This is a genomic window from Pseudomonas sp. BJa5 (assembly GCF_030272875.2).
In the GTDB taxonomy this organism is placed as follows: Bacteria; Pseudomonadota; Gammaproteobacteria; order Pseudomonadales; family Pseudomonadaceae; genus Aquipseudomonas.
This window is the reverse complement of the sequence record NZ_JALRNG020000040.1, coordinates 20,368-39,425: the sequence shown is the minus strand read 5'-3', so window position 1 is coordinate 39,425 and position 19,058 is coordinate 20,368. Positions and strand designations below refer to the sequence as shown.

The following is a 19,058-nucleotide window of genomic DNA, read 5'->3' as shown; positions in this document are numbered from 1 at the left end:
CAGTCGCGAAACTTATCCAGTGATGGCCCTATGATATCCACTAGAACAGCCATCCACCCCCAGGCAAATGGCGCAAAATGACCTCCAAGACTACTTCTGCCAACGCAGTTTCCGAGCTGACGTCATCCACTCCCGCGTCGAGCCTCTCAGGGGCGAGGGAATTCTACAGCCCGCGGGCACTCAACCCGCAGCAGTACCTGTACTTCACCGAGGGTGATATCCAGCGCATCCTCGACAACCTCGACGGCCTGCGCGACCTGGTGTTTCCACCCAGTGTCCACGTCGAGGAGGAAAGCCAGTTGCGCCTGGACCAGCAGTTTCCCTCCGTTTGCCTGATAGGCCTGGGTCGCTGCGGTTCGAATATTGCCCTGGATGTTGCGGAACTTGTATACAACGCCCGCACCTTCTACCTCAACGAATTCAACAATGACGACCGGGTCGCCAACGAGCCGTCCTACAGCCCGGCACGCTGGATCCGCAATAACCTGCGCCTGGTGCAGAACAAAGGCAGCAAGCCGGTGTTCCTGGTCGAACCGCTGGTCATGCTGGGTGACCTGGACAAGGACATTGCCGGGCGCATCCGCTTCTCGCGCAAGGGCGAAAAAAGCGGGTTCATTCGCGACTACAGCAAGATGAAGATCATGGACCTGTCGGAAGTCCATGCCGGCGGTGCGGGCAACGCGCCGATCCTGGGCCAGTACCTGGCCAAGATCATCCTCAACAAGGAGACCCATCGCTTCTCCAGCACCGACTGGAAGCTGATCCACTCCTACCTGATCGACTCCTGCGGGATCAAGGCCAACCAGTCACGGTTGTACTTCTACATCTTCAGTGCCGGCGGTGGTACCGGTTCGGGCATGGCTTCGGAGTTCGGCCTGGCCCAGCAGTACTCCTACATGAACAAGACCTTCGACACCAAGCCGGCCGACGAGAACGACGGCAAGAGCGGGCACTCGTTCGTCTTCGAGCCGATCTTCACCAGCGGTATCTGCGTACTGCCGAACATTTCCGATCACCGCAGTGAAATGTCGGAGGCGCTGCACATCAACGCCGGTCGTCTGCTGTGCAAGTACCTGTCCGAAGAATGGGATTTTTCCTATAACTTCGACAACGAAGACAGCAGCGAGGCCAGCGTCATGGGCCGCATCCGGCCCTGGAACGCGATGATGCTGATCTCCAACGACATCATGCGCTACGCCGAAGAGAACGATGACGGCAACATCCAGAACATCGATGTCAATGCCATGGAGAAGCACGCCAACCAGTACATCTCCCAGCAGATCTTCAACATTCTCACCGCCCAGGCGGTCACCACCGACTACGACCAGAACTACTTCCGTCGCGCCGGCATCGACATCGGCGAAACCATCCGCCTGGATGCCAACGACCTGTTCATGAGCCTGGCTGGTCCCGTGGCCATTGCCTATGCCGAGTCGGTGGTACCGGAACAGCCGATCCCGGGTTCGGACAAGTTCAAGGTGTTCGAGAAGGATCAGCCACGCCTGGACATCGATGACCTGTTCTTCCGCTCCATCGACCTGCCGCACTTCAACAAGGTGACCCAGGCGATCGAGGGCATCAGCCTGTTGCCGATCGAGTCCAAGCGTTATCGGGCGGCCCTGGAGCAGTACAAGGCGTCCGGCTACGACGCTGCGGCCTTGCACGACCTGCATTTCTTCAAGAATTGCTCGTCGGTGGTGTCGATCGTCTCCCTGCCCAAGGACTACAAGTTGTCCTACATGGACCTGAACCGGCTCAAGACTCACCTCAACAGCCTGTTCCCCAACACCACGCTCAAGCGCTACGCCCTGGTGATCGGCGCCTCGGCCAACTTGTCGCTGACCACCCTGATCGCCAAGAGCCCGTGCCTGTCGGATGACTTCCTGACCCTGATCGTGGCCTTCATCAAGCGCTGCTTCGCCCGCAACCCGTACCGTTTCGACGACACCCTGGACAACGCCGTGCTGGAGTTCATCACCAGCGATGTGTTCGATGAGGATCGCATCGACGACCTGCTCAACGAATTCGAGAACCCGGCGAAAATCCTCGACACCAACTGGTACGCGATCAAACCGATGTACGAGAAGAAGTACCGCGAGTTGATCAACGACAAGAGCAAGTTCGTGTCGATCAACGACATTCGCCTGTCGCGGGAATGCGTGAAGAAAGCGGTGAAATACCTGCGGGAAATCTACCGTCACCGTATCGGCAAGACGCGGGTGATCTCGCTGAACAGTCACACCGGGAAAGTGGACTACTGAGTGATAATCGCGGGGCAAGCCCGCTCCCACAGGGGGCATCTGTGGGAGCGGGCTTGCCCCGCGATGACGTTCAGAACTGTTACCTCTGCCACCGACTGTTACCAACAGCCACCCTGCCTGAACACTCTCGCGCACCAGAAGCGCCTGCCTGTGCGTTTTTACGCACCAATTCAGGGCGCGCTCAGGCTTTTTTCTTTTCCTGGATCACGATGAACGGCGAAACCACCACCGCCCAGATCTCTGGATCGCGGCTCTGGAGGTCTAGTGCCTGCTCTGCGGTGGTCGGGCTGACAGTGCCAGCATTACGCCATGCAGCCACGATTTCACTGCGATTCTCGGCCATTGCCTGTGCAACTTCGATCAGATCCAGGGTCGAGTCGACCCAAATCAGGTCACCCTTGGCCCAGAAACGCTCCAGGGCTTTCCACTCGATTGTTGCCGTCTCGCCGAGCAATTTGGCATAGAGGGTGCTTGCTTGATCAGTCATGGGTTCCTGCCAGAAATAATTCGACTACTGTAAGAGGTCGGTATTTTTGCAGAAAAACCCGGTTTCAAATAAGTAATTGATCGAAAAGGACTTGAAAGCCAAGGATTGCCGCGTGCAACCGGGCAAGACCAGGCCGCTTTCCTGTAAGTTTCTGTCAATTAAGCGACACGCGCCGAATTTGCCCAGGCTGGGCTGCTTTTCAAGCGATAAAGCAGCGCTCTACACTGTACCGGTACAGTTGCCAGGGCATTTTCGGAGCAATCCGGGACCGATGGCGAGGCGTGGCCTCCCATGGAACCAGATCCGGTCCTCAAGCTCTGGCCGCCAGGACTATAAAAATTACAACAGAATGAGTGGAGCACTATGAGTAAGGCTACTAAGCAGATTTCCAAGCTGTTTGCCGCAATGGTTCTGGCCGGGGTTGCCAGCCATTCGTTTGCAGCCGATACCATCAAGATCGGCATCGCCGGCCCGAAAACCGGTCCGGTCACTCAGTACGGCGACATGCAGTTCGTTGGTGCCAAACAAGCCATCAAGGACATCAACGCCAAGGGCGGCGTCGATGGCAAGATGCTTGAAGCCAAAGAGTACGACGACGCGTGCGACCCTAAACAGGCCGTGGCCGTAGCCAACAAAGTGGTCAACGATGGCGTCAAGTTCGTGATCGGCCACCTCTGCTCCAGCTCCACCCAGCCCGCTTCGGACATCTACGAAGACGAAGGCGTGATCATGATCACCCCGGCTGCCACCAGCCCGGAAATCACCGCTCGCGGTTACAAGCTGGTGTTCCGCACCATCGGCCTGGACAGCGCCCAGGGCCCGGCGGCCGGCAACTACATCGCCGACCACGTCAAGCCGAAAGTGGTTGCCGTACTGCACGACAAGCAGCAATACGGTGAAGGCATCGCCACCGCGGTCAAGCAGACCCTCGAAGGCAAAGGCACCAAGGTTGCCGTATTCGAAGGCCTGAACGCCGGCGACAAGGACTTCTCGTCCATCATCCAGAAGCTCAAGCAGAACAACGTCGACTTCGTCTATTACGGCGGCTACCACCCAGAGCTGGGCCTGATCCTGCGCCAGGCCCAGGAAAAAGGCCTGAAAGCCAAGTTCATGGGCCCTGAAGGTGTCGGCAACGACTCCATCTCGCAGATCGCCCAGAACGCCTCCGAAGGCCTGCTGGTGACCCTGCCGAAGTCCTTCGATACCGATCCTGCGAACAAGGCAATCGTCGATGCCATCAAGGCTGACGGCAAAGATCCGAGCGGTCCGTTCGTGTTCCCGGCCTACTCCGCTGTCGAGCTGATCGCCGAAGGCATCAAGGCCGCCAAGTCCGAAGACACCGACAAGGTGGCTGATGCCATCCACAAAGGCACCTTCAAGACCCCGACCGGCGACCTGTCGTACGACGACAAGGGCGACCTGAAAGACTTCAAATTCGTGGTCTACGAATGGCATTTCGGCAAACCTAAAACCGAAGTTTCCCCTCAGTAATACCGTCTGACTACATGACTACAAGCCCACTGTGCGAGCAGTGGGCTTTGTTTTACGAGGTTCATGGGCCTGGTTTCCGCGATCCGGAAGCAGGTTCACCTGAAAATCTTAAAACCGTCACCAGCGGTTCGCTGGCAGTTGCGCGGGAAACGTGGCTAAACACCACCAGACCGGGCCGGGGGCAACCCCACCAGTGAAATGCGTATCAGGTTTTTAGGAGCGCTGTAATGCCTGAGATCTATCACTTCTTCCAACAGCTGGTTAATGGCCTGACCATTGGCAGCACCTATGCCTTGATAGCCATTGGCTACACAATGGTTTACGGCATCATTGGAATGATCAACTTCGCCCATGGCGAGGTGTACATGATCGGTTCCTACGTGGCCTTCATCGCCCTTGCCGGGCTGGCCATGATGGGCATCGATTCACTGCCGGTATTGATGACCGTCGCCTTCGTCGCGACGATCTTCGTAACCAGTGCCTATGGCTACAGTATCGAACGGGTCGCCTACCGCCCATTGCGTAACAGCAACCGGCTGATCCCGCTGATTTCTGCCATCGGTATGTCGATTTTCCTGCAAAACACTGTATTGCTGTCCCAGGACTCCAAGGACAAGTCCATTCCCAACCTGATCCCGGGGAGCATCTCCTTTGGCCCAGGCGGCGCAGAGGAAGTGCTGCTCTCGTACATGCAGATCCTGGTCTTCGTCGTCACCCTGGTGGCCATGACCGGCCTGACCCTGTTCATCTCCCGTTCTCGCCTGGGCCGTGCCTGCCGCGCCTGTGCCGAAGACATCAAGATGGCCAACCTGCTGGGTATCAACACCAACAACATCATCGCCCTGACCTTCGTCATCGGTGCCGCCCTGGCGGCCGTGGCGGCGGTACTGCTGAGCATGCAGTACGGCGTGATCAACCCCAACGCCGGCTTCCTGGTGGGCCTGAAGGCCTTCACCGCCGCGGTGCTGGGCGGCATCGGCAGTATTCCGGGCGCCATGCTCGGTGGCCTGGTGCTCGGGGTGGCTGAAGCCTTTGGCGCCGATATCTTCGGCGACCAGTACAAGGACGTGGTGGCCTTCGGTCTTTTGGTTCTGGTGCTGTTGTTCCGTCCGACCGGCATTCTCGGCCGTCCGGAGGTTGAAAAAGTATGAACAGAAATCTCAAACAGGCGTTCTTCAGCGCCTTGCTGGTCTGGGCCGTGGCCTTCCCGGTGCTGGGCCTGAAGCTCAGCATCGATGGCATCAACCTGATCGTCCACACCCAGGGTGCCATGACCCTGTGGATCATCGCCCTGTGTTCGGTGCTGATGTTCCTGCGCGTGCTGTTCGACAAGCAGTGGAGCGCCGTCATGCGCCCGCGCTCGGAGCGCAAGCTGATCTCGCCGGCTGTCAGCAACTTCCTGACCCTGCCCAAGACCCAGCGCTGGGTGGTCATGGGCCTGATCGTGGCGGCGCTGATCTGGCCGTTCTTCGGCTCGCGCGGCGCGGTCGACATCGCCACCCTGATCCTGATCTACGTGCTGCTCGGGCTTGGCCTGAACATCGTGGTCGGTCTGGCGGGCCTGCTCGACCTGGGTTACGTCGGCTTCTATGCCGTCGGCGCCTACAGCTACGCCCTGCTGTCGCACTACTACGGCCTGAGCTTCTGGATCTGCCTGCCGATCGCCGGCCTGATGGCGGCCACCTTCGGCTTCCTGCTGGGCTTCCCGGTACTGCGTCTGCGCGGTGACTACCTGGCCATCGTGACCCTGGGCTTCGGTGAAATCATCCGCCTGTTCCTGCGTAACCTTACCGGGCTGACCGGCGGTCCCAACGGCATCAGCAACATTCCCAAGCCGGAATTCTTCGGCCTGACCTTCGAACGCAAGGCCGCCGAAGGCATGCAGACCTTCCACGAGTTCTTCGGCCTGCAGTACAACTCGATCAACAAGGTGATCTTCCTCTACCTGGTGGCGCTGCTGCTGGCACTGTTCGCGCTGTTCGTGATCAACCGCCTGCTGCGCATGCCGATCGGTCGTGCCTGGGAAGCCTTGCGCGAAGACGAGATCGCCTGCCGTGCCCTGGGCCTGAACCCGACCGTGATCAAGCTGTCGGCCTTCACCCTCGGTGCCTGCTTCGCCGGTTTCGCCGGCAGCTTCTTCGCTGCGCGCCAGGGCCTGGTGACGCCGGAGTCGTTCACCTTCATCGAGTCGGCGATCATTCTCGCCATCGTCGTGCTCGGCGGTATGGGCTCTCAGCTGGGCGTGATCCTCGCGGCCATCGTGATGATCCTGCTGCCGGAGCTGATGCGCGAATTCAGCGAGTACCGCATGCTGATGTTCGGTGCGCTGATGGTGTTGATGATGATCTGGCGTCCGCAAGGCCTGCTGCCTATGCAACGTCCCCACATGGAGCTGCGTCGATGAGCCGCGAAATTCTGCAAGTCAGCGGCCTGAGCATGCGCTTCGGCGGCTTGTTGGCGGTCAACGGCGTGGCCCTGACCGTCAAGGAAAAACAGGTCGTGGCATTGATCGGCCCCAACGGCGCCGGCAAGACCACGGTGTTCAACTGCCTGACCGGCTTCTACAAGCCCAGTGGCGGCACCATCCTGCTCGATGGGCAGCCGATCCAGGGCCTGGCCGGCCATGAGATCGCCCGCAAGGGCGTGGTGCGGACCTTCCAGAACGTGCGCCTGTTCAAGGAAATGACCGCGCTGGAGAACCTGCTGATCGCCCAGCACCGGCACCTGAACACCAACTTCCTCGCCGGCCTGCTCAAGACCCCGTCCTTCCGCCGCAGTGAGCACGAAGCGAAAGAGTACGCACGCTACTGGCTGGAGAAGGTCAACCTGGTCGAGTTCGCCAACCGCCCCGCCGGCACGCTTGCCTACGGCCAGCAACGTCGCCTGGAAATCGCCCGCTGCATGATGACCCGTCCGCGGATCATCATGCTCGACGAACCGGCGGCCGGCCTGAACCCGAAGGAAACCGAGGACCTCAAGGCACTGATCAGCCTGTTGCGCGAAGAGCACAACGTCACCGTGTTGCTGATCGAGCACGATATGAAGCTGGTCATGAGCATTTCCGACCACATCGTGGTGATCAACCAGGGCACGCCCCTGGCCGACGGCTCGCCGGAACAGATCCGTGACAACCCTGAAGTGATCAAAGCCTACCTGGGGGAAGCGTAAATGCTGCAGTTCGAAAACGTTTCCACTTTCTACGGCAAGATCCAGGCGCTGCACAGCGTCAACGTCGAGATCCGCCAGGGCGAGATCGTCACCCTGATCGGTGCCAACGGCGCGGGCAAGTCGACCCTGCTGATGACCCTGTGCGGCTCACCCCAGGCGCATAGCGGCAGCATCAAGTACCTGGGTGAGGAGTTGGTCGGCCAGTCCTCCTCGCACATCATGCGCAAGAGCATTGCCGTGGTACCGGAAGGCCGCCGGGTATTCGCCCGCCTGACCGTGGAAGAGAACCTGGCCATGGGCGGCTTCTTCACCGACAAGGGCGACTACCAGGAGCAGATGGACAAGGTCCTGCAACTGTTCCCACGCCTGAAGGAGCGCTTCAACCAGCGTGGCGGCACCATGTCCGGTGGCGAGCAGCAGATGCTGGCCATCGGCCGGGCGCTGATGAGCAAGCCCAAGCTGCTGTTGCTCGACGAGCCATCGCTGGGCCTGGCGCCGATCATCATCCAGCAGATCTTCGACATCATCGAGCAACTGCGTCGTGATGGGGTGACGGTATTCCTGGTCGAGCAGAACGCCAACCAGGCCCTGAAGATCGCCGACCGTGCCTACGTGCTGGAAAACGGCCGGGTGGTGATGCAGGGCACCGGTGAAGCGCTGCTGACCGACCCCAAGGTGCGCGACGCCTACCTGGGCGGTTGATCCACCGCTTCATGGCAACAAATGGAAAAAGGCCTTCGGGCCTTTTTTCTTGCCCGCTGTAACGCCTCCCGGGCAGTGGACTCTAGTGCAGCAGGCGAGCCAGCAACCTCAAGCGCTCGCCCCCTCTACTAACCAGGAGCTCCACCATGAACAAAACCCTCAGCGCGGCCGCCCTCATCCTGTCCTTTGGCTCGACCCTGGCCATCCTTCCCGTTGCCCATGCCGAAGACATGAAGATGGACAAGCAAGCCAGCATGGAGAAGGACATGAAGATGGACCAGAAAATGGCCGACGACATGAAAATGGACATGGGCCACGACAAGAAAATGGACAAGGGCCACGACAAGAAAATGGACAATGGCGACAACATGATGAAGGACGAGAAAAAGGACAAGATGTAAAACCTAGAGGGTCTGCAACGCCTGGCTGCTGCGCTTGAACCAGTGCATGAGGTAGTCGGCTAGCACCTGGACCCGCCTGGGCATCCCGCCCTGATAGGGGTGAACCAGGAACAACGGCACGCTGCGCGTCTGATAGTCGCGCAGCAGCCACTGCAAGCGCCCTTCGGCCAACTCGGCATGCACCATGTACGACGGCAACCTGGCAATACCCGCCCCCAGCAGCGCCGCCTTTTTCAGCAAGCTGTAATGGTTACTGGCGAAACTGCCGCTGACCTGCACCCGCAGCAATTCGTGCTGCTGGTGATACAACCACTCTTCCCGCCCGCTGTAATGGCTGTTGAGCAGACAGCGATGCCCACTCAACTGCGCCGGTGTGTGCGGTTCACCCTGCTGCTGCAGATACGCCGGGCTGGCACAGGTCAGCTCCTGCATGGCCAGCAAAGGCCGGGCAACCAGGCGCGCGTCGTCCCGGACTTCGGTACGGATGGCCAGGTCGAAGCCATCGCCCAGCAGGTCGCGATAACCGTTGTTCAACTCCAACTCGACCTGCAACTGCGGATAGGTGGCGGCGAACTCCAGCAGCAGGCCCTCAAAGAACGTCTCACCCAATGACACCGGTACGGTGATCCGCACCGGTCCGGCCAGTTCGTCCTTGAGCATGGCCAGGGTCTGGCGCGCGCCCTCCATCTGCCGCACCAGTGCCTGGGCCTGGGGCAACAACATCGCGCCGGCTGCGGTCAGGCTCAGCCGGCGTGTGGTGCGGTGCAGCAGTTTCACACCATGGCTGGATTCCAGGGCACTGATGCGCTTGGACAACTGCCCTTTGCTCCAGCCCAGTTGCTGGGCGGCCAAGGTGAAACTGCCGGCATCCATCAACACGGCAAAGGCGGCAAGGTCGTCGAGGTCGCTCACGGATTGTTTCCATATGAAAACCAAAGGTTGCTTATTACTACGCTTATCCCCGGGAAAATCCACCCTAGACTTGAGCCTTCTCCCCCTGACTTGCGAGGAACGGCTCAATGAAAATCCTGTTGATCGGCGCCAACGGCACCATCGGTTCGGCAGTCGCCAAGGAACTGGAACAGCGCCACGAGGTGCTGCGTATCGGGCGCAGCAGCGGCGACTACCAGGTGGATATCAGTGACAGCGCATCCATTCGCCGCCTGTTCGAGCAGACCGGCCGCTTCGATGCCCTGGTCTGCGCCGCGGGCAACGTCACCTTCGCCCCGCTGGCGGACATGAGCGAGGAACACTTCGCCCTCGGCCTGAACGACAAGCTCATGGGCCAGGTCAACCTGCTGCTGATCGGTCGCGAGTTCATCAACGACGGCGGCTCCTTCACCTTCACCACCGGCATCACCAGCCATGACCCGATCCGTACCGGGGCGTCGGCCAGCCTGGTCAATGGTGCCCTCGATGCCTTCGTCAAGGCGGCGGCCATCGAACTGCCGCGGGGCTTGCGGGTCAACTCGATCAGCCCCAACGTGCTGGTCGAGGCCATGCCGGCCTATGCGCCGTATTTCCGTGGATTCAAGCCGGTACCGGCCGCTGACGTGGCCCTGGCCTACGCCAAGAGCGTCGAGGGCCTGCAGACCGGCCAGACCTATCATGTCGGCTAAGGCCTTGTGATCGGCGTTCAGCCTGCGTAACGTGGCGGCACCTTTTGGTAGAGACCCTGGAGTTTGCTCGATGCGTGCCGCCCCTTCGTTATTGCTTGTCGCCCTGTTGCCGCTGTTCGCCGGTTGCCAGGCGCTGGCGGAAAAGCCGCAAACCGCCGTGGCCGGCACGACACGCATGCAAGGTGAATTGAGTGCCAAGGGCGGCCAGTTGTTGTTCAAGCCCTGCGGCGAGAATCGCCACTTTGCCGTCTTCGACGCCGGCAGCACCGGCCTGCTGCAGGAAGCCGCCGCCCTGGCCGCCGAACCTGGCACCTTGTTCGCCGATGTCAGCGGCAATCTTTCCGCCAGCCAGAAGGCTGGCAACGACGGCCAGCTCAACGTGCAGCGGCTGTACCGGGTCGAGCATTCCAGCAGTGCCTGCAGCGACCCCAACTTCAAGCGTCTGACCCTGCGCGCCTTTGGCCATGAACCGGACTGGAGCCTCAAGGCCAGCGGCAAGGGTATGGTCCTGGAGCGCCCCGGCCAACCTTCGCTGGCGGTGCCCTACCTGGAAGAGCAACTGCCTGACGGGCGGTTCAGCATCAACACCGAGGCCAACGGCCAGCGCGTGGAGCTGTGGGTGGCGCCGCAACGCTGTGTCGACGTCGCCACCGGCGGCGTGCAGCACCTGAGTGCCGAGCTGCGGGTCAATGGCCAGATCATGCGTGGCTGCGCCTACTATGGCGGCTCGCGCAACGACTGATCATCGGCGCCTGCGTTAATCCTGCCTGCAAGGCCGGCGAACAGCTTATACTTGGCGGTTTGTGTAAAGCCGCCGGCCGCCCATGGCCGGGATACTGGACCCTGCCATGTTACGAATCACCGAACTGAAGCTGCCGCTGGATCATCCTGATGAAGCCCTGCGCGAGGCCATCGTGCAACGCCTGGGGATCAGCGACGAGCAGTTGCTGGACTTCACCCTGTTCAAGCGCAGCTACGACGCCCGCAAGAAGAACAGCGAAATGCTGTTCATCTACACCATCGACCTGACTGCCAGCAATGAAGCCGAGTTGCTGCACAAGTTCGCCGACGACCACAACGTCAATGTCGCGCCGGACGTCAGCTACAAGGTGGTCGGCCAGGCCCCTGCCGACTTGCAGGAGCGACCGATCGTGGTCGGTTTCGGCCCGTGCGGGATCTTCGCCGGCCTGCTGCTGGCGCAGATGGGCTTCAAGCCGATCATTCTCGAGCGCGGCAAGGAAGTGCGCCAGCGCACCAAAGACACCTGGGGCCTGTGGCGCAAGAGCGTGCTGAACCCCGAGTCGAACGTGCAGTTCGGCGAAGGCGGTGCCGGTACCTTCTCCGACGGCAAGCTCTACAGCCAGATCAAGGACCCGCACCATCATGGCCGCAAGGTGCTGCACGAGTTCGTCAAGGCCGGTGCGCCCGAAGAGATCCTCTACGTCAGCAAACCGCACATCGGCACCTTCCGCCTGACCGGCATGGTCGAGAACATGCGCCATGAGATCCACGCCCTGGGCGGCGAGGTGCGCTTCGAACAGAAAGTCACCGACCTGCTGATGGACGACGGCCAACTGCACGGCGTGGTGCTGGAAAGCGGCGAACAACTGCAGTCGCGCCATGTGATCCTGGCCCTGGGCCACAGTGCCCGCGACACCTTCCGCATGCTGCACGCCCGTGGCGTGTTCATGGAAGCCAAGCCGTTTTCCATCGGTTTCCGCATCGAACACCCGCAGTCGCTGATCGACCAGGCGCGCCTGGGCAAGTACGCCGGCCACCCGAAACTGGGCGCGGCCGACTATAAACTGGTGCACCACGCCAAGAACGGTCGTTCGGTCTACAGCTTCTGCATGTGCCCGGGCGGCACCGTGGTCGCGGCCACCAGCGAGCCGGGCCGAGTGGTCACCAACGGCATGAGCCAATACTCGCGCAACGAGCGCAACGCCAACTCCGGTATTGTCGTCGGCATTACCCCGGAACAGGATTACCCCGGCGGTCCGCTGGCGGGTATCGAGTTGCAGGAAAAACTCGAAGCCCATGCCTATGTCCTGGGCGGCAGCAACTATCAGGCGCCGGCGCAGCTGGTGGGTGACTTCGTTGCCGGCCGCCCGTCCACCGCCCTGGGCAGTGTCGAGCCGTCGTACAAGCCCGGGGTCAACCTCGGCGACCTGGCCCCGAGCCTGCCGGATTTTGCCATCGAGGCCATTCGTGAAGCGCTGCCGGCCTTCGATCGGCAGATCAAGGGCTACAACCTGCACGACGCTGTGTTGACCGGGATCGAGACGCGTACTTCTTCGCCGCTGCGCATCACCCGTGGTGCGGATATGCAGAGCCTGAACCTCAAGGGGCTGTTCCCGGCGGGTGAAGGGGCCGGTTATGCGGGCGGGATTCTGTCGGCGGGTGTCGACGGGATTCGTATTGCCGAGGCCGTGGCGCGCAGCATGCTGGGCTTGCAGGGAGTTTCCAGCCGCTAAAGAGCATCGCAGGCTACGCCAGCTCCCACAATGGTCCATCTACCCCGGACCCTGTGGGAGCTGGCGAAGCCTGCGATAAGCGCACCCCGCTATCAAACCCCGGCGCGCAGGACGCTCTCGGGCAACGCCTCGCCACGCTCCACACAGCCCGTCACCGCCTCGATCAAGCCTTGCAACTGATACCCCTGCCCTGCCAACCAGTCCTGATCGTAATAGGTGGTCGCATAACGCTCGCCGCCATCGCAAAGAATCGCAACGATCGACCCAGTCTCGCCCCGGGCCTTCATCTGCTGCGCCGCGGCCAGGGCGCCGATCAGGTTGGTGCCACTGGAGCCTCCGACCCGACGTCCCAGCCGTTCGGCCAGGTAATGCATGGCCGCCAACGACAGCGCATCGGGCACCTTGATCATGGCGTCGATGACCTGGGGCAGGAATGACGCCTCCACCCGCGGCCGGCCGATACCTTCGATCCGCGATCCACAGTCGAGCAGCAGAGAACGATCACCACTCTTGTAGCTATCGAAAAACACCGAACGCTCGGCATCGGCGCAAAGCACCCGGGTCGTGTGCTGGCGATAGCGCACATAGCGCCCCAGCGTCGCGGTGGTACCGCCAGTACCGGGGCTGGAGATCAACCAGCTCGGCTCCGGATGCCGCTCGCAACGCAGCTGGGTAAAGATCGACTCGGCGATGTTGTTGTTGGCTCGCCAGTCGGTGGCCCGCTCGGCGTAGGTGAACTGGTCCATGAAATGCCCACCGCTTTCCCGGGCCAGGCGCTCGGATTCGGCGTAGATCTGCGTCGGATCCTGCACCAGGTGGCTCTGGCCACCGTAGAAGGCGATCTGGGCGATCTTTTCCTGGGAGGTGCTGGCGGGTACCACGGCAATGAAAGGCAACCCCAGCAGGCGCGCGAAGTAGGCCTCGGAAATCGCCGTCGAACCGCTGGAGGCTTCGATGACCGGCGCGCCGGGGCGCAACCAGCCATTGCACAAGGCATAAAGGAACAACGAGCGAGCCAGGCGGTGCTTGAGGCTGCCGGTGGGATGGCTGGACTCATCCTTGAAATACAACTCGACCCCGGGGTACCCCGGCAAGGGCAACGGGATCAGGTGGGTATCGGCGCTACGCTGAAAGTCGGCTTCGATGATGCGAATGGCTTCACGAGCCCAGAGGCGGTGATCGTTCATGGTCCGGTTCCGGAAAAGGATCGATATGCAGGGGATCATGTTAAGAAAACCCCTACAACTCCAACAGATACAGCTGCATAAAATATCCAGATACAACTGCTAGGCTGCTCTTGGCCTATTGGTAACAGCTTATAACAAAAAAGAATATAATTTTTGTTTTAATGCATATCCCCTCAAGGTAGGGTGTGCCCCTATCGGAAACCTCAGGATGGAGAGCACCTTTGCTGCGTAGCACTTTCACACGTTTCTTTCAGTTGGAAGCTGCCAGCGGTCTATTACTGATTGCTGCAGCCGCCCTGGCCCTGATCATCAACAACTCGCCCTTGTCCTACCTGTACAACGGCTTGCTGGATGTACCGGTGGTTGCCCAGATCGGTGCCCTGAAGATTGCCAAGCCCTTGCTGCTGTGGATCAACGACGGCCTGATGGCCCTGTTCTTCCTGTTGATCGGCCTCGAAGTCAAGCGCGAGGTGGTCGACGGCCACCTGTCCAAACCCTCGCAAATCGTCCTGCCCGGTGCGGCGGCGATTGGCGGCATGGTCGTCCCGGCCCTGATCTACTGGTTCCTGAACAAGGACAATCCGGCGGCTGTTGCCGGCTGGGCCATCCCCACCGCCACCGACATCGCCTTCGCCTTGGGCGTGCTGGCGTTGCTGGGCAAGCGCGTGCCAGTGTCGCTCAAGCTGTTCCTGATGACCCTGGCCATCATCGACGACCTGGGGGCGATCATCGTCATTGCCCTGTTCTACTCCGGTGAACTGTCGAGCCTGTCGTTGATGCTGGCCGGCGCCTGCCTGCTGGCCCTGGTCGGGATGAACCGGCTGGGCGTGGTCAAGCTGGGCCCGTACATGGTGGTTGGCCTGATTCTCTGGGTCTGCGTGCTCAAGAGCGGCGTCCACGCCACCCTTGCCGGCGTTACCCTGGCCCTGTGCATTCCGCTGCGAACCCGCAATGCCGAGCCGTCACCGCTGCTGACCCTGGAGCATGCCCTGCATCCGTGGGTGGCCTACGGCATCCTGCCGTTGTTCGCCTTTGCCAACGCCGGGGTTTCGCTGGCCGGGGTGACCCTGGAGAGCTTCACCCACTACGTACCGATGGGCATCGCCATTGGCCTGTTGCTGGGCAAGACCGTGGGTGTGTTCGGCCTCACCTGGATCTCGGTCAAGCTGGGCCTGGCCGCCCTGCCCGCCGGCGCCAACTGGGGCCAGGTACTGGGCGTGGCGATCCTCTGCGGTATCGGCTTCACCATGAGCCTTTTCGTCGGCTCCCTGGCCTTCGTGCCAGGCAGCAGCGAATACGCCGGCATGGACCGCATGGGTATTCTCACCGGTTCCATCCTCGCTGCCATCATCGGCTACAGCGTCACCGCCCTGGCCAGTCGCAAGGCACCGGGCGCCTGACAATACGCCAGGCATGAAAAAGCCCCGACCGGCATTGCCAGGTCGGGGCTTTTTTTCAGCCTGGAGTCAACGAGTAACTCGGCTGGTGCCATCGACCGTCAGGATGCGGACGCGATCGCCCACCCGGAAAATCTCGTTTTCCTGTACCGCCTGCACATAGGCACGCATGCTGCCGTCGTCTTCACGCACGGTGATTTCAACGCCCTGGGTACGGGTCAGGCCTTCTTCTGCGGCAGAACCTGCCAGGCCACCGGCCACGGCACCGATGACCGCTGCCACGATGCTACCGCGCCCGCCGCCGATGGCACTGCCCGCCACACCGCCGACAACGGCGCCGGCGCCACCACCGATCGGGGTCTTGGTGCCTTCGATTTTCACCGGGCGCAGGGCCTCGATGACGCCCATGCGTACGGTCTGGACGCGGCGCGCTTCATCGCGCGAATAGCTGTCGCCGGTCAGGCTCGAGGCACAACCGCCGAGCAGCAGCGACAGGGTGGCGAAGCTGGCCGCCAGCAAAGCAGATTTACGCATTGGATAATCTCCGTAAGACAGGTGTTCATTAGACTCCGCACATTGACGACTGTCACGACTCATGCGGAGTAATATTGCTTCCATTCAGCTTCTGTACAGCCTGTCGAGGCAGCCTGTCGAAACTTCTAGCGCAAGGATAGTCATGGATTACTTCATCGTCGTCGTCACGACTCTGGCCGGCCTGTACTTCCACTGGTGGCTGTACGTCCGCATCCGGCGCTGGATGGACCGCGACCTGGCATTGTCATTTGCCGGTACTGATGAGCACAAGAAAGCCTACATGCTTGAATGCCTGGCCACTGCCCAGGCACAAAAGATCAAGCGCTCGGAACTGGCGGCCTGGCTGGAACGCCAGGCCGCCGCGTTTGCGGCCGATTAAGGCGCCAGCCGCTCGCGCAGCCAGGCGCCTTGCTGCAGGCGGTAGTTGAGGCGGTCATGCAGGCGACTGGCCCGTCCTTGCCAGAACTCGATACGCTCCGGCACCAGCCGGTAGCCGCCCCAGTGTTCGGGACAATGCGGCTGGTTGTCGCTGAAGCGCTGCTCGGTGGCCTTGACCAGGCCTTCGAGCTCGGCGCGGTCGGCAATCACCTGGCTTTGCGGCGACGCCCAGGCGCCCAGGCGGCTGCCCAATGGCCGTACCTGGTAATAGGCGTCCGACTCCTCGGCCGTCACCTTGACCACCTTGCCCTCGATCCGCACCTGGCGCTCAAGCGCCGGCCAGAAGAAGGTCATGGCCGCCCAGGGGTTGACCTGAAGCTGCTGGCCCTTGGCGCTGTCGTAGTTGGTGAAAAAGGTGAAACCTTCGTCATCCAGCCCCTTGAGCAGAAGAATCCGGCAGTGCGGGCGACCATCGGCATCTACCGTGGCCAAGGTCATGGAATTGGCTTCCACCGGCGGCTGCTCGGTTTTCACCGCGTCATCGAACCAGTGGCGAAACAACGCGAAAGGCTCCACCGGGGCCTGGTCTTCGGCCAGGCCATCACGGGTGTAGTCGCGGCGCATATCGGCCAGGGTTTTGCTCATTGCTGCGTTCCTTGACGATCAGTTGGTCTTCGCAGGGCTGGTGCTGGTGGCCGCTTTCTTCGCCGTCGACGCAGGCTTGGCTGCAGGTTTGGCGGCAGGGGCTTTCTTCGCGGCCACGGTCTTGGCCGGGGCGGCTTTCTTGGCGGTGCTGGTCTTTTTCGCCGGCGCCTTGGCCGCCGGTTTCACCGCTTCCTTGAGCGGCGCCTTGGCATCCTGCACCGCCACCAGCGAGGCCGGGCTCGGGGTAGGTTGCTTGTATTTGGCCAGCAGCGCAACCATGGTGTTCTGCGGCGTCAGGATCATCTCCACCCGACGGTTCAGGGCACGGCCCTGCAGGCTGTCGTTGGCGGCACGCGGCATTTCCGAGCCCATACCGCGCAGCATCAGGCGGTCGCGCTCCAGGCCGCTGAGACGGAAGATCGCGGCCACCGACTGGGCGCGCTCCTGGCTCAGTTTCTGGTTGGCTGCAGCGGCGCCACTGGTATCGGCATGGCCCAGGACCAGCACGGCCGTCTGCTTGTCGGTTTCGATGGCCTTGGCCACCCGGGTGATCGGCCCGAGGGTTACCGGCAGGAGCATGGACGGGCGGTCCGGGTTGTACGCGCTGTCTACCGGCACGGTGACGATCAGCACGTCTTCACCACGCTCCAGTTCGAACTTGCTGTCCTTGATCGCTTCACGCAGGCGCGGCTCATAGCTGTCCAGCCAGGCCTGGGTCGCCTTGTGATCGATCTTCGGCACCGCCGCGGCCTTGGCCTTGTCGCTGCCACCGAACGGCCACCACCAGGAGCTGCCGCTGGCCGGCTTGGCCTCGGTCTTGGCCACTTTTTCGGCAACCTCTGCCTTCACTTCCTTGTTGGCGACCTTGTCCGAACCGAAGGGCCACCAATCCATACTGCTACCGGCAGCGCCTTTCTGAGAATGCTGTGCGCAGCCGGTCATGGCCAGGCACAGGGCAAGAGCTAAGGATTTATGCGAAGACATCAGTGATACACCATGGAAGGAAAAAATTCGGCCCAATTGCACGGGCCATTGGAATTCAGAATACCCAAAGGGTTCAGGCCGCTCGGGTTTAGCCGATCAAAGGCAGCCAGCCAGCACCCGAACCAGTTTCTGCGCGCGAGGATCCATCAATACATAGGGGCCCAGGGTATTGGTGACAAAACCGAAGGCCACATCATGTTCGGGGTCGGCAAAGCCGACCGACCCACCGGCCCCGGGGTGACCAAAGGCTTTGCTGCCCAGGCCGAAGGTGGCGTTGGCCACGGTCGGCTGATCGAGCATGCAGCCCAGGCCGAAACGGGTCGGCGTCAAGAGTGTCTTGTCGTCGCCCAGGCTGTGCTCGCGGGTCAACTCGTCGAGCAACTCGGATTCCAGCAGGCTGCCGTCGAGCAGGCCGGCATAGAACCCGGCCAGACTGCGTGCATTGCCGTGGCCATTGGCCGCGGGTTGCTGCATCCGGCGCCACTCGGGCTTGTTGGTGCTGGTCAGCATGCCCGGCGGGTTGGTGAAGGCGCGGGTGGACAGCGCTTCCGGCTCGCGCAGGGTGACCTGGAGCAGACGCTGCGCCGCTGCATCGCCCATGTTGCCCTTGCCCCTGGCGATATGCGCGACCCGGTGGAACTGGTCGTCGGCCAGGCCGATATGAAAATCCAGGCCCAACGGGCGTGCGGTGCGGGCAACGATCGACTCACCCGGCGTACGCCCATCGGCGCGGCGGATCAATTCTCCAATCAGCCAGCCAAAGGTGATTGCCGCGTAACCGTGGCCGGTACCGGGCTTCCACCAGGGGGCTTCGGCGGCCAGGGTGTCGACCATGGTCTGCCAGTCATAGAAGGCTTCGGCACTCATCAGCTGACGAATGGCGGGCAAGCCGGCCTGGTGGCAGAGCAGCTGGCGCAAGGTGATCGATTGTTTGTCGGCCTGGGCGAACTCCGGCCAGTAGCGGGCGACGGGAGCGTCCAGCGACAGCTTGCCCTCGCCTACCAGTTGCAGGGCCGTGACCGCCGTGAAGGCCTTGGTGCAGGAAAACAGGTTGGCGATGGTGTCGCTGTGCCAGGCTTCGGCGCCGTCCTTGTCGGCGGTACCGGACCACAGGTCAACGACCGTCTCCCCACCGACCTGGATGCACAACGCCGCACCACGTTCCTGGGGATCGTCGAACAATGCCGCAAAGGCTTCGCGCACTGCTTCGAACTGAAGTTCGTAATGACCCTGAATCTGCACCCAGCCGCTCCCGGCACACGCCAATCGGAAAAATGGCGTGCATTGTTTCAGCCTCTGGGGGATTTGGGAACAGACAGTGGTCAGCCAG

The 19,058-nt window shown here is 61.6% G+C and carries 18 protein-coding genes and 1 pseudogene; 12 read left to right on the top strand and 7 right to left on the bottom strand.

Annotated elements, in window-relative coordinates:
• The first annotated feature begins 77 nt into the window (after positions 1–77).
• A complete protein-coding gene (locus tag M2D63_RS20955; protein WP_285864920.1) occupies positions 78–2,261 on the top strand; it encodes a hypothetical protein in 2,184 nt (727 codons plus the stop codon).
• A gap of 181 nt (positions 2,262–2,442) precedes the next feature.
• Here the strand turns inward: M2D63_RS20955 and M2D63_RS20950 are convergent, their stop codons facing one another.
• Positions 2,443–2,748 (bottom strand): DUF2288 domain-containing protein, encoded by a 306-nt coding sequence (locus M2D63_RS20950; protein WP_285864919.1) that lies wholly within the window; start codon positions 2,746–2,748, stop codon positions 2,443–2,445.
• A 363-nt stretch (positions 2,749–3,111) separates the two neighbouring features.
• On the opposite strand from M2D63_RS20950, the gene M2D63_RS20945 reads away from it, so the two are divergent.
• The 6 genes from M2D63_RS20945 (at position 3,112) to M2D63_RS20920 (ending at position 8,510) form a co-directional block, all read left to right on the top strand.
• Positions 3,112–4,239, top strand: a complete 1,128-nt coding sequence (locus tag M2D63_RS20945; RefSeq protein ID WP_285864918.1) for a branched-chain amino acid ABC transporter substrate-binding protein — start codon at positions 3,112–3,114, stop codon at positions 4,237–4,239.
• 227 nt (positions 4,240–4,466) lie between these two features.
• On the top strand, positions 4,467–5,390 hold the full coding sequence (livH, locus tag M2D63_RS20940) for a high-affinity branched-chain amino acid ABC transporter permease LivH (RefSeq protein WP_285864917.1): 924 nt from the start codon (positions 4,467–4,469) through the stop codon (positions 5,388–5,390).
• On the top strand, positions 5,387–6,643 hold the full coding sequence (locus M2D63_RS20935; protein ID WP_285864916.1) for a high-affinity branched-chain amino acid ABC transporter permease LivM: 1,257 nt from the start codon (positions 5,387–5,389) through the stop codon (positions 6,641–6,643). The genes livH and M2D63_RS20935 overlap by 4 nt, the downstream gene beginning before the upstream one ends.
• Positions 6,640–7,407, top strand: a complete 768-nt coding sequence (livG, locus tag M2D63_RS20930) for a high-affinity branched-chain amino acid ABC transporter ATP-binding protein LivG (protein WP_285864915.1) — start codon at positions 6,640–6,642, stop codon at positions 7,405–7,407. The genes M2D63_RS20935 and livG overlap by 4 nt, the downstream gene beginning before the upstream one ends.
• On the top strand, positions 7,408–8,109 hold the full coding sequence (locus M2D63_RS20925; RefSeq protein ID WP_285864914.1) for an ABC transporter ATP-binding protein: 702 nt from the start codon (positions 7,408–7,410) through the stop codon (positions 8,107–8,109). It abuts the gene before it with no gap.
• Between the two features lie 146 nt (positions 8,110–8,255).
• On the top strand, positions 8,256–8,510 hold the full coding sequence (locus tag M2D63_RS20920) for a hypothetical protein (protein ID WP_285864913.1): 255 nt from the start codon (positions 8,256–8,258) through the stop codon (positions 8,508–8,510).
• A gap of 3 nt (positions 8,511–8,513) precedes the next feature.
• On the opposite strand, the gene M2D63_RS20915 is transcribed toward M2D63_RS20920, so the two are convergent.
• On the bottom strand, positions 8,514–9,422 hold the full coding sequence (locus M2D63_RS20915) for a LysR family transcriptional regulator (protein WP_285864912.1): 909 nt from the start codon (positions 9,420–9,422) through the stop codon (positions 8,514–8,516).
• Between the two features lie 101 nt (positions 9,423–9,523).
• On the opposite strand from M2D63_RS20915, the pseudogene M2D63_RS20910 reads away from it, so the two are divergent.
• The 3 genes and pseudogenes from M2D63_RS20910 to M2D63_RS20900 form a co-directional block, all read left to right on the top strand.
• A pseudogene (locus tag M2D63_RS20910) lies at positions 9,524–10,129 on the top strand (short chain dehydrogenase); the annotation flags it as partial.
• A gap of 70 nt (positions 10,130–10,199) precedes the next feature.
• Positions 10,200–10,871 (top strand): COG3650 family protein, encoded by a 672-nt coding sequence (locus tag M2D63_RS20905; RefSeq protein WP_285864911.1) that lies wholly within the window; start codon positions 10,200–10,202, stop codon positions 10,869–10,871.
• 106 nt (positions 10,872–10,977) lie between these two features.
• Entirely contained in the window at positions 10,978–12,603 is a 1,626-nt protein-coding gene (locus M2D63_RS20900) for an NAD(P)/FAD-dependent oxidoreductase (protein WP_285864910.1), read from the top strand.
• 92 nt (positions 12,604–12,695) lie between these two features.
• Here the strand turns inward: M2D63_RS20900 and M2D63_RS20895 are convergent, their stop codons facing one another.
• Positions 12,696–13,790: a PLP-dependent cysteine synthase family protein gene (locus tag M2D63_RS20895; RefSeq protein WP_285864909.1), complete on the bottom strand. Its 1,095-nt coding sequence runs from the start codon at positions 13,788–13,790 to the stop codon at positions 12,696–12,698.
• 221 nt (positions 13,791–14,011) lie between these two features.
• Between M2D63_RS20895 and nhaA the strand changes: the two genes are divergently transcribed.
• On the top strand, positions 14,012–15,190 hold the full coding sequence (gene nhaA, locus M2D63_RS20890) for a Na+/H+ antiporter NhaA (protein WP_285864908.1): 1,179 nt from the start codon (positions 14,012–14,014) through the stop codon (positions 15,188–15,190).
• A gap of 66 nt (positions 15,191–15,256) precedes the next feature.
• Here the strand turns inward: nhaA and M2D63_RS20885 are convergent, their stop codons facing one another.
• Positions 15,257–15,721, bottom strand: coding sequence for a glycine zipper 2TM domain-containing protein (locus tag M2D63_RS20885; RefSeq protein WP_285864907.1), 465 nt, complete (start codon positions 15,719–15,721; stop codon positions 15,257–15,259).
• A gap of 142 nt (positions 15,722–15,863) precedes the next feature.
• Between M2D63_RS20885 and M2D63_RS20880 the strand changes: the two genes are divergently transcribed.
• Positions 15,864–16,100, top strand: a complete 237-nt coding sequence (locus M2D63_RS20880) for a hypothetical protein (protein WP_285864906.1) — start codon at positions 15,864–15,866, stop codon at positions 16,098–16,100.
• Here M2D63_RS20880 and pdxH read toward each other — a convergent pair.
• The 3 genes from pdxH to M2D63_RS20865 all read right to left on the bottom strand — a co-directional run bounded on the left by pdxH (position 16,097) and on the right by M2D63_RS20865 (position 18,970).
• Positions 16,097–16,744: a pyridoxamine 5'-phosphate oxidase gene (gene pdxH, locus M2D63_RS20875; protein WP_285864905.1), complete on the bottom strand. Its 648-nt coding sequence runs from the start codon at positions 16,742–16,744 to the stop codon at positions 16,097–16,099. The genes M2D63_RS20880 and pdxH overlap by 4 nt on opposite strands.
• 18 nt (positions 16,745–16,762) lie before the next feature.
• A complete protein-coding gene (locus M2D63_RS20870) occupies positions 16,763–17,728 on the bottom strand; it encodes an OmpA family protein (RefSeq protein WP_285864904.1) in 966 nt (321 codons plus the stop codon).
• A gap of 96 nt (positions 17,729–17,824) precedes the next feature.
• Positions 17,825–18,970, bottom strand: a complete 1,146-nt coding sequence (locus M2D63_RS20865; protein ID WP_285864903.1) for a serine hydrolase domain-containing protein — start codon at positions 18,968–18,970, stop codon at positions 17,825–17,827.
• Positions 18,971–19,058 lie beyond the last annotated feature (88 nt).

Excerpts from the sequence above, each read along its gene's own strand:
- M2D63_RS20920 (WP_285864913.1), top strand. The coding sequence starts at position 8,256 with ATGAACAAAACCCTCAGCGCGGCCGCCCTCATCCTGTCCTTTGGCTCG.
- M2D63_RS20870 (WP_285864904.1), bottom strand. The coding sequence starts at position 17,728 with ATGTCTTCGCATAAATCCTTAGCTCTTGCCCTGTGCCTGGCCATGACC.
- M2D63_RS20950 (WP_285864919.1), bottom strand. The coding sequence starts at position 2,748 with ATGACTGATCAAGCAAGCACCCTCTATGCCAAATTGCTCGGCGAGACG.
- M2D63_RS20895 (WP_285864909.1), bottom strand. The coding sequence starts at position 13,790 with ATGAACGATCACCGCCTCTGGGCTCGTGAAGCCATTCGCATCATCGAA.
- M2D63_RS20955 (WP_285864920.1), top strand. The coding sequence starts at position 78 with ATGACCTCCAAGACTACTTCTGCCAACGCAGTTTCCGAGCTGACGTCA.
- M2D63_RS20900 (WP_285864910.1), top strand. The coding sequence starts at position 10,978 with ATGTTACGAATCACCGAACTGAAGCTGCCGCTGGATCATCCTGATGAA.
- M2D63_RS20945 (WP_285864918.1), top strand. The coding sequence starts at position 3,112 with ATGAGTAAGGCTACTAAGCAGATTTCCAAGCTGTTTGCCGCAATGGTT.
- pdxH (WP_285864905.1), bottom strand. The coding sequence starts at position 16,744 with ATGAGCAAAACCCTGGCCGATATGCGCCGCGACTACACCCGTGATGGC.
- livG (WP_285864915.1), top strand. The coding sequence starts at position 6,640 with ATGAGCCGCGAAATTCTGCAAGTCAGCGGCCTGAGCATGCGCTTCGGC.
- M2D63_RS20885 (WP_285864907.1), bottom strand. The coding sequence starts at position 15,721 with ATGCGTAAATCTGCTTTGCTGGCGGCCAGCTTCGCCACCCTGTCGCTG.
- livH (WP_285864917.1), top strand. The coding sequence starts at position 4,467 with ATGCCTGAGATCTATCACTTCTTCCAACAGCTGGTTAATGGCCTGACC.
- M2D63_RS20905 (WP_285864911.1), top strand. The coding sequence starts at position 10,200 with ATGCGTGCCGCCCCTTCGTTATTGCTTGTCGCCCTGTTGCCGCTGTTC.
- M2D63_RS20880 (WP_285864906.1), top strand. The coding sequence starts at position 15,864 with ATGGATTACTTCATCGTCGTCGTCACGACTCTGGCCGGCCTGTACTTC.
- M2D63_RS20925 (WP_285864914.1), top strand. The coding sequence starts at position 7,408 with ATGCTGCAGTTCGAAAACGTTTCCACTTTCTACGGCAAGATCCAGGCG.
- M2D63_RS20935 (WP_285864916.1), top strand. The coding sequence starts at position 5,387 with ATGAACAGAAATCTCAAACAGGCGTTCTTCAGCGCCTTGCTGGTCTGG.